This is a genomic window from Brevundimonas sp. GCM10030266 (assembly GCF_042666595.1).
In the GTDB taxonomy this organism is placed as follows: Bacteria; Pseudomonadota; Alphaproteobacteria; order Caulobacterales; family Caulobacteraceae; genus Brevundimonas.
The window spans coordinates 443819-458988 of sequence record NZ_JBHTCY010000002.1; the positions used below are offsets into that span (position 1 = coordinate 443819).

At 68.6% G+C, this 15170-nt stretch carries 13 protein-coding genes; 8 read left to right on the forward strand and 5 right to left on the reverse strand.

All coding sequences use genetic code 11. The features are described 5' to 3' along the window. The first annotated feature begins 7 nt into the window (after positions 1–7). The 5 genes from ACFQQC_RS08735 to ACFQQC_RS08755 all read left to right on the forward strand — a co-directional run bounded on the left by ACFQQC_RS08735 (position 8) and on the right by ACFQQC_RS08755 (position 4568). Complete coding sequence (locus tag ACFQQC_RS08735; protein WP_376861672.1) at positions 8–1060, forward strand: ABC transporter substrate-binding protein; 1053 nt, start codon at positions 8–10, stop codon at positions 1058–1060. Continuing rightward, positions 1053–1808, forward strand: coding sequence for an ABC transporter ATP-binding protein (locus ACFQQC_RS08740; RefSeq protein ID WP_376861674.1), 756 nt, complete (start codon positions 1053–1055; stop codon positions 1806–1808). The genes ACFQQC_RS08735 and ACFQQC_RS08740 overlap by 8 nt, the downstream gene beginning before the upstream one ends. Further along, a complete protein-coding gene (locus tag ACFQQC_RS08745) occupies positions 1805–2557 on the forward strand; it encodes an ABC transporter permease (RefSeq protein ID WP_376861676.1) in 753 nt (250 codons plus the stop codon). Before ACFQQC_RS08740 ends, ACFQQC_RS08745 begins: the two co-directional genes overlap by 4 nt. Before the next feature lie 74 nt (positions 2558–2631). Then, positions 2632–3486: a hypothetical protein gene (locus ACFQQC_RS08750; RefSeq protein WP_376861677.1), complete on the forward strand. Its 855-nt coding sequence runs from the start codon at positions 2632–2634 to the stop codon at positions 3484–3486. Then, positions 3483–4568 (forward strand): DUF2336 domain-containing protein, encoded by a 1086-nt coding sequence (locus ACFQQC_RS08755; protein WP_376861679.1) that lies wholly within the window; start codon positions 3483–3485, stop codon positions 4566–4568. Before ACFQQC_RS08750 ends, ACFQQC_RS08755 begins: the two co-directional genes overlap by 4 nt. Positions 4569–4647: 79 nt before the next feature. Here ACFQQC_RS08755 and ACFQQC_RS08760 read toward each other — a convergent pair whose 3' ends face one another. From ACFQQC_RS08760 to cysK, 3 genes are all read right to left on the reverse strand, one after another. After that, positions 4648–5076, reverse strand: coding sequence for a MucR family transcriptional regulator (locus ACFQQC_RS08760; protein ID WP_141625983.1), 429 nt, complete (start codon positions 5074–5076; stop codon positions 4648–4650). 147 nt (positions 5077–5223) lie between these two features. After that, positions 5224–6441: a DUF2336 domain-containing protein gene (locus ACFQQC_RS08765; RefSeq protein WP_376861681.1), complete on the reverse strand. Its 1218-nt coding sequence runs from the start codon at positions 6439–6441 to the stop codon at positions 5224–5226. Positions 6442–6485: 44 nt separating this feature from the next. Continuing rightward, positions 6486–7466, reverse strand: a complete 981-nt coding sequence (gene cysK, locus ACFQQC_RS08770) for a cysteine synthase A (protein ID WP_376861683.1) — start codon at positions 7464–7466, stop codon at positions 6486–6488. A gap of 213 nt (positions 7467–7679) precedes the next feature. On the opposite strand from cysK, the gene ACFQQC_RS08775 reads away from it, so the two are divergent. Further along, a complete protein-coding gene (locus ACFQQC_RS08775; protein ID WP_376861685.1) occupies positions 7680–10607 on the forward strand; it encodes an ATP-binding protein in 2928 nt (975 codons plus the stop codon). Here ACFQQC_RS08775 and ACFQQC_RS08780 read toward each other — a convergent pair. After that, a complete protein-coding gene (locus tag ACFQQC_RS08780) occupies positions 10604–12112 on the reverse strand; it encodes a methyl-accepting chemotaxis protein (protein WP_376861687.1) in 1509 nt (502 codons plus the stop codon). The two genes, ACFQQC_RS08775 and ACFQQC_RS08780, sit on opposite strands and share 4 nt — an antisense overlap. 149 nt (positions 12113–12261) lie before the next feature. Further along, on the reverse strand, positions 12262–12849 hold the full coding sequence (locus ACFQQC_RS08785; RefSeq protein ID WP_376861689.1) for an Lrp/AsnC family transcriptional regulator: 588 nt from the start codon (positions 12847–12849) through the stop codon (positions 12262–12264). 33 nt (positions 12850–12882) lie between these two features. On the opposite strand from ACFQQC_RS08785, the gene ACFQQC_RS08790 reads away from it, so the two are divergent. Together ACFQQC_RS08790 and fliI are read left to right on the forward strand one after the other, a co-directional pair. Next, positions 12883–13752, forward strand: a complete 870-nt coding sequence (locus tag ACFQQC_RS08790) for a DMT family transporter (protein WP_376861691.1) — start codon at positions 12883–12885, stop codon at positions 13750–13752. Positions 13753–13815: 63 nt separating this feature from the next. Then, the gene (gene fliI, locus ACFQQC_RS08795) at positions 13816–15162 is read left to right on the forward strand and encodes a flagellar protein export ATPase FliI (protein ID WP_376861693.1); all 1347 of its coding nucleotides are present in this window, start codon (positions 13816–13818) and stop codon (positions 15160–15162) included. Positions 15163–15170 lie beyond the last annotated feature (8 nt).

The following is a 15170-nucleotide window of genomic DNA, read 5'->3' on the forward strand; positions in this document are numbered from 1 at the left end:
CAAGGCCATGACCTCGCGCGGGAATCGCAGATTTACGCCCAACCGGCGCGCCCTTCTGGCGGGCGCGGGCGCTGTCGTCGCCAGCGCCGCGGTCGCGTCCTGCTTCAACACCAACTCCGAGGTCGAGCCCGACGCCGACGGTCGCATTCGCCTGCGCTTCGCGACCGACTGGCGCGCCCAGGCCGAGCACGGCGGTTTCTATCAGGCGCTCGCCTCCGGGGCCTATGAGAAGCGCGGGCTGAACGTCCAGATCATCCAGGGCGGCCCCAATGTGAATGTGCCCCAGCTGCTGGCCTCCGGGGCGGTCGAGCTGGGCATGGGCTCCAACAGCTTCATCCCGATGAGCCTGGTCGCCGAGGGCGCGCCGGTGAAGGCGGTCGCCGCCTTCTTCCAGAAGGATCCGCAGGTCCTCATCGCCCACCCGGACCCTGCCCTTGAGGGCATCGCGGACCTGGCCGGTCGACCCTTCCTTCTGGCCGACGCCTCGATCAACGCTTTCTGGGTCTGGCTGAAGGAGAAGTACGGCTTCACCGACGCCCAGGTGCGCAAATACACCTTCAATCCCGCCCCCTTCCTGGCGGATCGTCGCGCCGTCCAGCAGGGCTACCTGACTTCCGAGCCCTATACGATCGAACAGGCGGCGGGCTTCGAGCCACGCGTCTTCCTCCTGGCCGATGAGGGCTACCCCTCCTACGCCACCATGGTGCTGGCCCCGACCGCCTTCGCCCGCGACAACGCCACCGCCCTGCGCAACTTCATCGCCGCCTCGGCCGAGGGCTGGCGCGACTATATCCAGGGCGACGGCAAGGCGGCGGATGCGCTGATCCGGCGCGACAACCCCGACATGACGCAGGACATCCTCGATCAGGCCCGCGAGAAACTGCGCAGCAACGGCATCGTCGACAGCGGCGACGCCGCCCTCTACGGCCTCGGCACGATGACCGAGGAACGCTGGCAGGCCTTCTTCGAGGCCACCAGCCAAGCGGGCGTCTATCCGCCGAACCTCGACTGGCGCCAGGCCTTCACCACCCAGTACCTGCCTGGCCGCGGCCGTGGCTGAGATCATCGCGGCGCTTGAGGGCGTCGTGGTCCGCTATCCGGACCGCGCCCCGATCGGCCCCCTCGATCTCTCGCTGGCCCAAGGGGATATCGTCGCTCTCGTCGGCCCGTCCGGCGCCGGAAAGTCCACGGCGCTGCGCCTTCTTGCCGGGCTGGAAACGCCGTCCGAGGGCCATGTCCGGACCACATCCCCCGGCCGCACCGCCTTCGTCTTCCAGTCCCCCACCCTGATGCCGTGGGCCGACGCCCGGGCCAACGTCGCCCTGCCGCTGGAACTGGCGGGCGTTCCGGAGGCGGAAGCCCGTGAGCGCGCCGCAGCCGCCCTGACCTCCGTCGGCCTCGGCGCCAGCCTCGCGTCCAGACCCCGCCAGCTTTCGGGCGGCATGGCCATGCGGGCCTCCCTCGCCCGCGCCGTCGTCACCGAGCCCGACCTGCTTCTGCTGGACGAGCCCTTCGCCGCCCTCGACAGCGTGACCCGACGCCGGCTGATCGAGGATCTGCACCGCCTCTGGGCCGACCGCTCGCCCCGTCCCGCCATCGTCTTCGTGACCCACGATGTCGAGGAGGCGGTCTATCTCGCCCAGCGAACGGTCGTGCTGAGCGGCTCCGACGGTCGCGTCACCCGCGCCCGTCCGACACCCGGCTCCATCCCCCGTCCGGCCGACTGGCGCGCCGATCCGGCCTGCCACACCGCTGTGGAGACCCTCGCCGCCGATCTCGCCGCCGCCATGCCGGAGGCGGCGGCATGAGCCGCCTGCTTCCCCCCGCCCTCCTGACCCTCGCCCTGCTCGGGTTATGGGAGATCGCCTGCCGACTGTCCGACGTCCCGGTCTACTTCCTGCCGCCGCCCAGCGCCGTCGCCCTGTCGCTTGTGGAACGCGCGCCACTTCTCGCCGGCTCGGCCCTCCAGACCTTCCGCATGGCGGTGCAGGCGCTTCTGGTCGCGGGTATTCTTGGCGGCGGGCTGGCGCTCGCCGTCTCGCTCAACCGTCCGGCTGAGGCCGCCTTCCGTCCACTGGCCGTCGCCCTTCAGGTCACGCCGGTCGTCGCCATCGCCCCGCTGGTGGTGATCTGGGCCGGGCTCGACCATCCCGATCGCGCCGTGATCGCGCTGGCCGCCGCCGTCGCCGTCTTCCCGATCTTCTCGGGCGTTCTGACCGGCCTGAAGTCTGCTGACCCCGATCTCGAACGCCTGTTCGACCTGTATGGCGCCAGTCCGCTGCAGCGCCTCCTCCGTCTTCGCGTCCCCGCCGCCCTGCCCTTCGCACTGGAGGGCCTGCGGGTCGCCGCGGGTCAGGCGGTCATCGGCGCCGTGGTGGCCGAGTTCGTTTCCGGCTCCGGCGCGACGCAGGGCCTGGCCTGGCGCCTGCTCGAAGCGGGCAACCGTCTGCGCACCGCCGACATGCTCGCCGCCCTCGTCTGTCTGATGGTCATGGGACTGGCGCTCAGCGGCCTTGTCGGCCTGATCGAGCGGCGCGTTCGTGCGCGTCTGTCCTGATGCCCGCGTTAGCGACGGATTAAGGCCGCCACGGATACGCTGAAGGTCCTGCCCTTCGTCTCCGGAGCCGCCCTTTGCGCCGCGCCCCCTGCCTGACCCTCGGCCTCGCGACCGTCGCCCTTGTCGCGACGGGGCTTGCCGATGCCGCGCAGGCCCAGTCCGCGCCGCCGCAATATCTCCAGTGGGCCGGACGGCCTGAGGTCACGGCCGCGCCGACCGCTGGCACCGCCCGACCGGCCGAGACCCGGCGTCGCCCCAACCGCGTCATCCCCCACGGCGGCGCTGTCGCCGCCGAGCCGGCCGCGCCGGCGCCGGCGCCCGTTCGGCGCACCCTGACGCCCGCCACCGCCTGGCTGCGTCCGCCGCCCGCCGCCTCCGCCCCTGCGCCGACAGCGCCCCAGCCTCCGGCGCCCGCGCCGGTCGCCCCGCGCGCGACGCCCGACTATCTTCCTGACCGCAGCGGCCAGCCCGTTCCGGCCGAGGTCGCCCTGCCCGCCGTCCAGCCGGCCCCTGTCAGCGCGCCGACGCCTGTCGATCCCTACGCCCCGCGTCGCGACGCCCCCATCTTCCGCATGCAGCATCAAGCTTCGGCCGCTCCGATCATGGCTCCGCCGCCGATCGCCGCCGCAGAGGGACCGGCCGACGCCACCGCGCCCGAACCGCGTCGCGTCGCCACGGTCACCGGCAATCCGGAGGACCGCCCTGTCGAGCAGGGCGCGCGCTACTATTCCGTTCACCGCCAGAGCGGCCGCGAGCCGGATGCGGTGACCCTGCCCGCACCGACCTATGTCGACGCCCTGACCGTCACCGCCCCGGTGACCATCGCCTCGCAGGATCTCGCCCAGCCCGATCCCGGCCCTACGCTGATCCGCGACGCCCAGGGCCGCACCCGCATCCAGCCCGCCGCTCCGGAAGGGGACTATCAGTGAGCGACACCCTGACCGTGTCGCGCCTGCCCGACCTGATCGCCCTCGCCGAGGAGGGCTCCAGCGAGAAGCGCCGCGCGTTGCTGCGGGAACTGACCGAACACTTCTTCGGCGCGCCGACCCGCACCGCCGCGGAAGACGACCACTACGGCGCCGTGCTGGCCAAGCTGGCCGACGACATGGAGATCGCCGTCCGGGCTGAACTCTCGTCGCGCTTCGCCTCCGCGCCCGACGCCCCGCACGCCCTGATCCGCCGCCTGGCCCATGACGAGGCTTCCGTCGCGGGCGCCGTGCTGGCCCACTCGCCGGTCCTCACCGACGAAGACCTGCTCGGCGTCGTCCGCCGGCACGGACAGGATCACCTGCGCGCCGTCTCCGCCCGGACCTCCGTGTCCGAAGCCATTTCCGACGTGATCGTCGAACGCGGCGATGACGAAACCCTCGGAACCCTTCTGCGCAACGATGGCGCCCGCCTGTCGCGCAAGGCGTCCGAGACCGCGATCGAACGCGCCAAGGCCAACCCGGCGCTTCACGAGACCACCATCTCGCGCGCGGGCCTGCCCGCCGACCTGCTCAACGAAATGTACTTCGTGGTCGAGGCCCGGCTGCGGAACCAGATCCTCGAGCAGAACGCCCGCATGGATCCGGCCCTTCTGGACGCCGCCCTCGCCGCCGGTCGCACCCGCGTGGCCACCGACGACGGGGCCCTGCCCGCCGACTATTCCGAGTGCCTGGCCTATGTCGAGGAACTCAAGGCCGCCGGTCAGCTCACGCCCCGGATGCTGGCCCGCTTCCTCCGCTCCGGCAGCCGGACGTCTTTCCTTATCGCGCTCGCCCAGTTGGCGGACATCGACTTCCACACCGCCCAGCAGATCATCGACCGGCGCGAACTCGACGCCCTCGCCGTGGTCTGCAAGGCCGCGGATCTCGATCGCGCTCTGTTCCTCACCTATGCGGTGGTGCTGCTGAACGACGACGGCGACGCGATGGCCAAGGCCCACGCCTACGCCCGCATGTACGCCGAACTGGGCCGCGAGGCCGCCCTGCGCACCCTTCGCTTCTGGCGCATGCGCCGCGCCGCCTGACGCGCCTCACCAGACCCCGAGCAGCAAAACGCCCGCCGGAGTGATCCGGCGGGCGTCTTCGTCTGTCGTGACGGACGTCCTACTTCTTGGCGCGCGTGGCGCGGGCCGGCTTCCGACCGCCCTGGCCGAGGCCCATCTGCTTGGCCAGGTCCGAACGCGCCTTGGCGTAGTTCGGGGCGACCATCGGATAGTCCTTCGGGAGGTTCCACTTGGCGCGGTACTCCTCGGGGCTCATGTTGTACTTGGTGCGCAGGTGACGCTTCAGCGACTTGAACTTGCGACCGTCTTCCAGACAGATCAGGTAGTCCGGGGTGATCGACTTGCGGACCGGAACTGCCGGTTCACGGGGCTCGGGCTCGGGCTCGACGACACCGGTGGACACCTGCGACAGAGCCGCGTGAATGCTCGAGATCAGACCCGGCACTTCCGAAGCCTGCACGTTGTTGTTTCCGACGTAGGCCGACACGATATCGGCGGTCATTTCGAGCAGTTGCGAGTTTTCTTCCATAGGTTCTTCCAGTCAGAATTGTTCAGATCGACTGGATCACCCCCAGTCCCGCATCGTCCGCTGAATAGATTTGTTTGCTTTTGGAAGCAATGCCGGACAGTCGGCGCGTCTGTTCTGAAAAACCCGGACGTCCGTGTGGAAATACGATCAGCGACCGAAGTTTTCCGCCAGGGCCAGCATGGCCGCCCGCTCCGGCGCCGAATAGTCATCCAGAGCATCTTCCTCGCCGTCCCGGATCGCTCTCAGTAGAGCCGGGGTCAGGGCAGAGGACAGCGACCAGTTCCAGTAACGAAGAACCGTCTGTGCACGATCAACCGCGAGCATTTCATAGGTGATCTGAACCCGCTCCCAGACCGGGTCCAGGGTTCCGTCAGCCTGCGTTTCCGGACGGCGCATCGACCGCCACAGGGACAGCAGATCCGCCCGGCCCAGCCCGGTCGCCTTGCACAGGATGGCCAGCGGCTCACCGCCCGGATCGCCCATGATCTTGGCGCCGGTGATCGGCTTCACGCCGGACAGATAGGCGATCTCGGTCGCGATCTCGCGCGACAGGCCATTCTTTCCGGCTTCGGCGACAGCCTGCTCAAGCCCGCCGTAGGGGCTCTTGGCGATGGCGGCGCGGTTACGCTGGCGCCGTTCAATGAACTGCAGGGCCTTGCGGGCGACCGGATCCTGCCAGCCCTCCGCCGCCGCCATCGCGAAGACGTCCTCGGCCACCTCCTGCATCACCTCACGCGATACGGCGAAGCGCTGCAGAATGGTTCTCCGATCCTCCGGACCGGCCCACCAGAACATCACATAGGCGCCGGACGGCCGCAGTTCCGGCCGCTTCAACAGATGCGCGCCCAGATGCCGCTCCATCCGGCTCAGGCTGACCACGCCCTCGATCGCCACCTGGCTCAGCCGGGCGCTGTTGTTGCGCAGCACGGCCTCGATGACCTGGGCTTCGCCGAAGCTGAGCAGGGTCTCGCTGACGACTTCCGACAGTCCACGCCGGCTGGCCATCAGGAAACGGTGCTCGACCGTCGCATCCCGCGCGCAGGCGACCAGATCCGCATCCGACAAGGACGCGCACTGTTCGATCAGCAGCCCGGCGATCGCCGGCTCGTCCCGCAGCAGCATCCGCGCCAGCGCATTCGGCAGTTCCGCCAGCGGCGCCAGCCGCGCGGCCACCCGGCGGCGATCCTCCGGGGCCGCCAGTCGCAGCATTTCCACCAGCAGGTCGCCGGTCACCGATCGCTCGAAGGCGTTGATGCGGCTCGCCGGCAGGGACACGACGTCCGCCAGCCGCTTCAGCAGCGCATGGCGCGCGCGAAGGGATGCGACGGGCGCGTCCTCCTCGGGCATGACGGCAGGCTCGGACATGGTCGAACCGTACAACCGGCGCGGTTAACCGGCTATGACGGTCCTCAAAGCCCCTCGAACAGCGCCGTCGACAGGTAGCGTTCGGCGAAGCTCGGGATGATCGCGACGATGGTCTTGCCCGCGTTCTCTTCACGCGCCGCCACGCGGAACGCCGCCGTCAGCGCCGCGCCGGACGAGATGCCGACCGGGATGCCCTCGACCCGCGCCGCCTTGCGCGCCATCTCGAAGGCGTCCTCGTTCGACACCTGCTCGACGCCGTCGATCACCGAACGATCCACGATGGTCGGGATGAAGCCGGCGCCGATGCCCTGGATCTTGTGTGGCCCGGGCTCGCCGCCCGACAGCACGGGCGAGGCGGTCGGCTCCACCGCGATCATCTGCACCGACGGCTTCCGGGCCTTCAGCACCTGACCGACGCCGGTAATGGTGCCGCCGGTGCCCACGCCCGCAATGACAAAGTCCACCGCGCCGTCCGTATCGGCCCAGATTTCCTCCGCCGTCGTCTCGCGGTGGATGGCCGGGTTGGCCGGATTGTCGAACTGGGCCGGGCTGACCGCGCCCGGCGTCCGGTCCAGCAGTTCCTGCGCCATGGCGATGGCGCCCTTCATCCCCTTCTCGGCGGGGGTCAGCACCAGTTCGGCGCCCAGCAGGGCCAGCATCTTGCGACGCTCCATCGACATGCTCTCCGGCATGACGAGGATCAGCTTGTAGCCCTTGGCCGCCGCGACGAAGGCCAGGGCGATACCCGTGTTGCCGCTGGTCGGTTCGATCAGCACGCTGCCCGGCCCGATCTTCCCGGCCTGCTCAAGCGCCTCGATCATCGCCACGCCGATCCGGTCCTTCACCGAGGCGATCGGATTGAAGAACTCCAGCTTGGCCAGAACCCGCGCCTTCGGTTGATACTCCGCCGACAGACGCGGCAGGCCGACCAGCGGGGTGTCGCCGATCGTCTCGACGATGGAGTCATAGATCTTGCCGCGCCCCGACTTGCGGTGGCGGCTGGCGTCATACGAGGCGTCGGACATGAGGGAGGTCTCCGGGCGGCGTTTGGCGTGACATTAAAGCACGATCTGAAAGGCGGAACCCGTTCGATCTAGGGAAAGTACGTTATCGCGCAATCCCCGGCGAAGCCTTTACGAATGTCGAGCGTTGGGCGATCAGCGGCGCGTATTGCCCTGGGGGACCGAACACTGTCCGAGCGCTTTGACGATATCGCCTTCCTTGATCGTGGAGGCGAAATGGCCGAACGCATCCGTGCGTTCGACTGGTCACGCACGCCGCTGGGCGCCCTGTCGGACTGGCCCCAGAGCCTTCGCACCGCCGTCGGCATGCTGGTCGCCGCCCCCAATCCCATGGTGCTGCTCTGGGGCTTCGAGGGCGTCCTGATCTACAACGACGGCTACGCCCGTTTCGCCGGACGCCGCCATCCGGACCTGCTCGGCATGGGCGCCCGTGAAGGCTGGCCCGAAATCGCCGACTTCAACGACGGCAACATCCGCCGCGGCCTGTCCGGCGAGTCCTGGTCGCTGCGGGACCAGGAGCTGGTTCTCGACCGCGCCGGCACACCCGAGCCCGGCTGGATGGACCTCGACTACGTCCCCGTGCCCGATGAAACCGGCAAGCCAGCGGGCGTCATGGTCTTCGTCACCGAGACGACCGAGCGAGTGATCGCCGAGACCCGCCGCACCGAAGCCGACACCCGCCTGCAACTCGCCCTGTCCGCCGGACGCGGCATCGGCGCCTGGGACTGGGATATCAAGGCAGATCTCGTTCGCGCCGACGAACGTTTTGCACGCCTCTACGGCGTCGACCCAAGCCGCGCCGCGGTGGGCGCTCCCATCGCCGAGTTCTTTAGCGGCATCCATCCCGACGACCTCTCCGAAGTACAGGCCGGGATCGCGAAGGCCCTCTCCACCGGCGGCGTCTTCAGTGGCGAGTATCGGCTCCTGCACCCCGACGGCGAGATTCGCTGGCTGCAGGCCGAAGGCCGCGTCGAACTCGACGCCGACGGGGCGCCGGCCCGCTTCCCGGGCGTCAGTTTCGACATCAGCGACCGCAAGGCCGTCGAGTCCCGCCTGCGCTTCCTCGACGCGCTACAGGTTGAGGTCGCGCGCCTCACCAACGCCGAACAGATCCTGGCCACGACGACCCGCCTGACCGGCGAGTTCCTCGGCGCCTCCATCTGCGCCTATGCCGACATGGACGCCGACCAGGACGGCTTCACCATTCGTGGCGACTGGGCCGCCCCGGGCTCCTCCACCATCGTCGGCCACTACAGTCTCGCCGACTTCGGCCAACTGGCGGTGCAGGAACTCGCCGCCGGTCGTCCGCTCATCATCAATGACAACCTGAAGGAGCTCGCCCCCGAAGAGGCCGCGACCTTCCAGTCCATCGGCGTCTCGGCGACCATCTGCATGCCCTTGGTCAAGGACGGCGTGCTCACCGCCCTGATGGCCATCCACCACAAGTCGCCGCACGTCTGGACCGAGGACGAACTGGCCACTATCCGGCAGGTCGTCGAACGCTCCTGGGCCCATGTCGAACGCGTTCGCTCCGAGGCAGACCGTCGCGAAAGCGAGACCCGCTACGAGGCGCTGTTCAACGCCATCGATGAAGGCTTCTGCATCATCGAATTCTTCGACGGCCCGCACGGTCCCCTCAGCGACTACATCCATGTGGAAGCCAACGAGGCCTATGCGCTCAATGCCGGCATCCCGGACGTCGTCGGCCAGAAGGTTCGCGAGATGGTCGGCGACGAGGCGGACGAATGGGTGCGTCGTTACCGCGGCGTCCTGACCTCCGGACAGCCGATCCGCTTCGAGAAGGAACTGGAAAAGACCGGCCGGTGGCTCGAACTCGCCGCCTTCCGCATCGAGCCCGCCTCCCGGAAACAGGTCGCCGTGCTGTTCAAGGATCTGACCGCCCGCAAGCAGGCCGAGCAGTCGCTGAAGGGCCTCAACGAAACCCTCGAACAGCGCGTCGAGGAACGGTCCGCCGAACTGATGCGCGCCGAGGAAGCCCTGCGCCAATCGCAGAAGATGGAGGCCGTCGGCCAGCTGACCGGCGGCATCGCCCACGACTTCAACAACCTGCTGGCGGGCATCTCCGGCAGCCTCGAACTGCTCCAGCGCCGTCTGCATGAGGGCCGCCTGTCGGGCGTCGAACGTTACATCGACGCCGCCCAGGACGCCTCCCAGCGCGCCGCCTCCCTGACCCAGCGCCTGCTGGCCTTCTCCCGCCGTCAGACCCTCGACCCCAAGCCCGTCTCGGTGAACCGGCTGATCGGCGGCATGGAGGAACTGATCCGCCGCACCATGGGACCGGATATCGAGGTCGAGGTCGTCGGCGCCGCTGGTCTGTGGACCACCCGGGTTGATCCATCCCAGCTCGAGAACGCCCTGCTGAACCTGTGCATCAATGCGCGGGACGCCATGGCTCCACATCCGGGGCGGCTGACCATCGAGACCGCCAACAAGTGGCTGGATGACCGCGCGGCCAAGGAACGCGAGCTGATCCCGGGCCAGTACATCTCGCTCTGCGTCACCGACACCGGCTCCGGCATACCGACCGACATCGTCGACAAGATCTTCGACCCCTTCTTCACCACCAAGCCGATCGGTCAGGGGACAGGGCTCGGTCTGTCGATGATCCATGGCTTCCTGCGCCAGTCCGGCGGTCAGGTCCGCGTCTATTCAGAGCCCGACAAGGGCACCACCATGTGCCTCTACCTGCCGCGCTACACCGGCGATCTGGACACGGTCGATCCCCTTGATCCGGTGCTGGAGGGGCATCCCGGCCACGGCGAGACCGTCCTGCTGATTGATGATGAACCGACCGTCCGCATGCTCGCCGCCGAGGTTCTGGGCGACGCCGGATATACCGTCATCGAGGCGGTCGACGGGCCGTCCGGCCTGCAGATCCTCAACAGCGGCGCCCGGATCGATCTGCTGGTCACCGATGTGGGCCTGCCCGGCGGCCTCAATGGACGCCAGGTCGCCGACGCCGCCCGCGTCGGACGCCCGGACCTGAAGGTGCTGTTCATCACCGGCTATGCGGAGAACGCCGCCGTCGGCAACGGCCTGCTCGACGTGGGCATGGCCGTCCTGACCAAGCCCTTCGTCATGACCGACCTGATCAACAAGGTCGGCGAACTGATCGACGGCTAGAACTCCTCCCAGCCCTCTTCGCTGGGCTGGCTGACGAGACTGCCGCCCCCCGCGAAGGCGACGATCTTCGCGCGTTCGCGCGCCAGGGGCGGCGCCGCGTCTCGCCGGCCCTTCAGCGTATGCACGACCGGACCGCGCGCCGCCTCCGCACCGGTCTCGAAGCGCTGCACCAGCGCCGCCAGTTGCGCCGCCTCGGTCTTCAGGTTCGCCGCCGCCGCCGTGGTCTCCTCGACCATCGCGGCGTTCTGCTGGGTGACCTGATCCATCTGGTTCACGGCGGTGTTGACCTGCTGCAGCCCGGTCGCCTGCTCCTGCGCCGAAGCCGAAATCTCGGACACCAGGGAGTCCATCTCCGCCACCCGCACCACGATGGCCGACAGGGCCGATCCGGCCTCATCGACCAGCTTCACCCCCGCCGCCACCTGGCTGGTCGAGGTCTGGATCAGGGTCTTGATCTCCTTGGCCGCCTCCGCCGAACGCTGGGCCAGCGACCGCACCTCGGACGCCACCACCGCGAAGCCGCGCCCGCTGTCGCCCGCCCGGGCCGCCTCGACGCCGGCGTTCAGGGCCAGCAGATTGGTCTGGAAGGCGATCTCATCGATCACCCCGATAATCTCGCCGATCTGCACAGAACTCTTCTGGATCTCGTCCATGGCGGTGATGGCGTTGCGCACCACTTCGCCCGAGCGTTCGGCTTCCGACCGGGCGCCGGCCGCCGCGCTGGACGCCTTGCGGGCGCCCTCGGCGCTGCGCTTCACCGTCGCGGTGATCTCGTCCAGCGCCGCCGCTGTCTCCTCCAGGCTGGCCGCCTGCTGTTCCGTCCGGCGCGACAGGTCGTCGGAGGCCATGGAGATTTCATCCGAACCGCCGCGCAGTCCGCCCACCGCCTCCGTCACCTGGGTCAGGGCGTTTCTCAGGCTCCCGACCGCCGAGTTGTAGTCCCGGCAGATACGCTCGTGCGCCCCGTCCATCTGACCTTCCACCTGCGTGGTCAGGTCGCCGTCCGACAGCTTCGACAGGCTGGACGCCAGCGCATTCACCAGCAGGGTCTGGGCGCGTTCTGACTCGACCCGCGCCGCCTCGCGACGGTTGTTCTCCTGCTCCTCGCGGGTGATGTCGACCGCCAGCTTGATGACGCGCACGGGCCGTCCGTTCGGACCCATGATCGGATTGTAGGACGCCTGCAGCCAGACCTCGCGACCGCCCTTGGCCAGCCGCCTGAACTTGCCCGCCGCGAACTGCCCCTCGTTCAGCGCGCGCCAGAAGGCCGAATAGTCACCCAAGGCCGCCTCCGCCGGCTCCATGAAGTTCCGGTGGTGCGAGCCGCGGATCTCCTCGATCGCGTAGCCCATCGTCAGCAGGAAATTCTCGTTGGCGCTGATGATCGTGCCGTCGAGGTTGAACTCGATCACGGCCTGCGATCGTCCGATCGCCGCCATCCGCGCATCCAGCGCCTCGACGCGCTCCTGAAGCGCCTGCTTCTCACGACGCTGACCCGCAAACATGGACATCTCCCATTGGGCGAGCTTGAGCTCATCGCCACTTATGAGTGTATGTTTCCGCCGCGGTACTTTCTGATTGGTTCCTTTTGTCACACGGAGAAACCCGTATGACGATCTTCACACCTCGTTCACCCGGCGACCTCGCCTGAGCGTCATCGGGAGAGCACGGACCGCGCCGGATCGAAGCCGACGACTTCCCGGATCACGATCATGCTCTGATACGAGCGAACGCCTTTCTCCGGCGTCATTTCGCGAATACCGAACGCTTCATAGTCCGCCATCGACCGCACAGAGACCGTGACCAGATAGTCGGTCGGCCCGGTCACGTCCCAGCAGCCCTGCACCTCCGGACTGGCGCGCATCGCGGCCTGGAAGGCGTTCATCACCTTCCGGTCCTGGGTGTTCATCTCCACCATCACATGCAGGACGATCCGCGGTTCGACACGGTCCGGATTGATCATCGCCACATCCGCCACGATCACGCCATCGGCCCGCAAACGACGCAGGCGGCGCAGCACCGCCGACTCCGACAGCCCCACCGCTTCCGCTGTCACACGCGCCGGCTCCAGATTGTTGCGCCGGACCCGATCAATCAGCCGATGGTCGAAGGCGTCGAGCGTGACGAATTCCGTCATCTTCAGGTCTTTCAGGACGATTTCAGGCGCATCCCAGCCTGAAATCGCCGGGAAGCGCAACCGAAGTTCGGTTAGCCTCCGGTCATGTCGATCGCTGGCGCGCACCGCAGACTGTCCTCCCCCGCAGTCGCGGGCGCCATGCCCTATGCAGCCCTCCTCGCGGGCATGGTTTCGCTGGCGATCGGCACCTCCTTTGCAAAACAGTTGTTCCCCGTGATCGGCGCCGAAGGCACCTCGGCCCTGCGGGTGACCCTGTCCGCCCTGATCCTGATCGCCGTCTGGCGGCCCTGGCGGTTCCGGCTGACCCGCGCCGACGCCGGACGCGTCCTGCTCTATGGCCTCGTGCTCGGCCTGATGAACCTCAGCTTCTACATGTCGCTGCGAACCATCCCCCTGGGCCTCGCCATCGCCATCGAGTTCTCCGGTCCGCTCGTTCTGGCGCTGATCCATGCGCGGCGCCTGATCCATTTCGTCTGGATCACCTGCGCCGTCGTCGGCCTCGGCATGCTGCTGCCGATCTGGAGCGGCGCTCATGCGCTCGACCCCATGGGCGTCGCCTTCGCCGCCTTCGCCGGCCTGTGCTGGGCGCTCTACATCATCTTCGGCAAGCGGCTGTCCCACATGCATGCGGGCCAGTCCGTGGCCCTGGGCATGAGCACCGCCGCCCTCGTCATCCTGCCCTTTGGCGTCGCCAGCGCAGGCGCGAACCTGCTTCTGCCTTCAGTTCTGTTGATCGGCGTCTGCGTCGCCATCGCCTCCAGCGCCCTGCCTTATTCGCTGGAGATGATCGCCCTGCGCCATATCCCCAAGCGCACCTTCGGCGTCCTGCTGTCCGGCGAACCCGCCATCGGCGCCATCGCCGGCCTGATCATCCTCCATGAACGCCTCAGCGGCTTGCAGTGGCTGGCCATCGGCTGCATCATCATCGCCTCGGTCGGCGCCATCCTGACCACCGGCCGTGAGACGACCGACCAGCCCGCCGACGCCCCGGTTCCCACAGCGAACTGAGCCGTTCTTCACCTTCGGTTAACCACGTTCCCGCATCCGTGAAGGCCTGTTCAGGGGCTCCGTTTGCGCAATCTCGCCGCCGCCGTCGAAGCGATCGACCCGCTGGTCGTGACCGGCAAGGTCGCGGGCGTCAGCGGCCTGCTGATCGAGTCCCGCGGCGGGCTCAGCCGCCTCGCCGTCGGGGCCCGCGCCGAAATCGAGCGGGGGCGTGGCCTCAGCCCCCTGCCCGCCGAGGTCGTCGGCTTCCGCGACGCCAAGGCCCTGCTGATGCCCTTCGGCCCGGTCGAGGGGGTGGCCCCCGGCGCCGACATCCGCATCATCGACACCGCCGCCAGCGTCCGCCCGACCACCGCCTGGCTGGGCCGCATCATCGACGCCTTCGGCAACCCCATCGACGGCAAGGGTCCGCTGCCGCAGGGCCCGGCCGCCTACCCCCTGCGCGCGCCCCCGCCCCCGGCCCACTCGCGCGGCCGCGTCGGCGAGCGTCTGGATCTCGGCGTGCGTTCGATGGACGTCTTCACCACCACCTGCCGGGGCCAGCGTCTCGGCATCTTCGCCGGTTCGGGCGTCGGCAAGTCGGTGCTGCTGTCCATGCTGGCCAAGGAAGCCACCTGCGACGTCGTCGTCGTCGGCCTGATCGGCGAACGGGGCCGCGAAGTCCGCGAGTTCGTCGAGGAAACGCTCGGCGAGGAAGGCCTGCGTCGCGCCGTCGTCGTGGTCGCCACCTCCGACGAGCCCGCCCTGAAGCGCCGCCAGTCCGCCTATATGACCATGGCCATCTCGGAGTATTTCCGGGATCAGGACCTTGAGGTCCTCTGCCTGATGGACTCGGTCACCCGTTTCGCCATGGCCCAGCGCGAGATCGGTCTCGCCGCCGGCGAGCCGCCGACCACCAAGGGCTACACGCCCACCGTCTTCACCGAACTGCCCAAGCTGCTGGAGCGCGCCGGTCCCGGCCCGGTCCGCCCGGACGGCACCACCGCCGGTCCGATCACCGCCCTGTTCACCGTGCTGGTGGACGGCGGCGACCATGACGAGCCCATCGCCGACGCCGTGCGCGGTATTCTGGACGGCCACATCGTCATGGATCGCAAGATCGCCGAGCGCGGCCGCTTCCCGGCCATCGATGTGCTCAAGTCCGTCAGCCGGACCATGCCGGGCTGTCAGACCCCGCCGGAGCGCGAACTGAACAAGCGCGCCCGCCAGACCCTGTCGGCCTATGCGAACATGGAGGAGCTGATCAAGATCGGCGCCTACCGCTCGGGCGCCGACCCCATCGTGGACCGCGCCATCGCGCTGAACCCCGCCCTCGAGGCCTTCCTGGGACAGGACAAGGACGATCACACGTCCCTTTCCGATTCCTTTACCAGGCTCGAGGCAATTCTGAACCAAGGCATGATCAGCCAGTGACCGGAGTA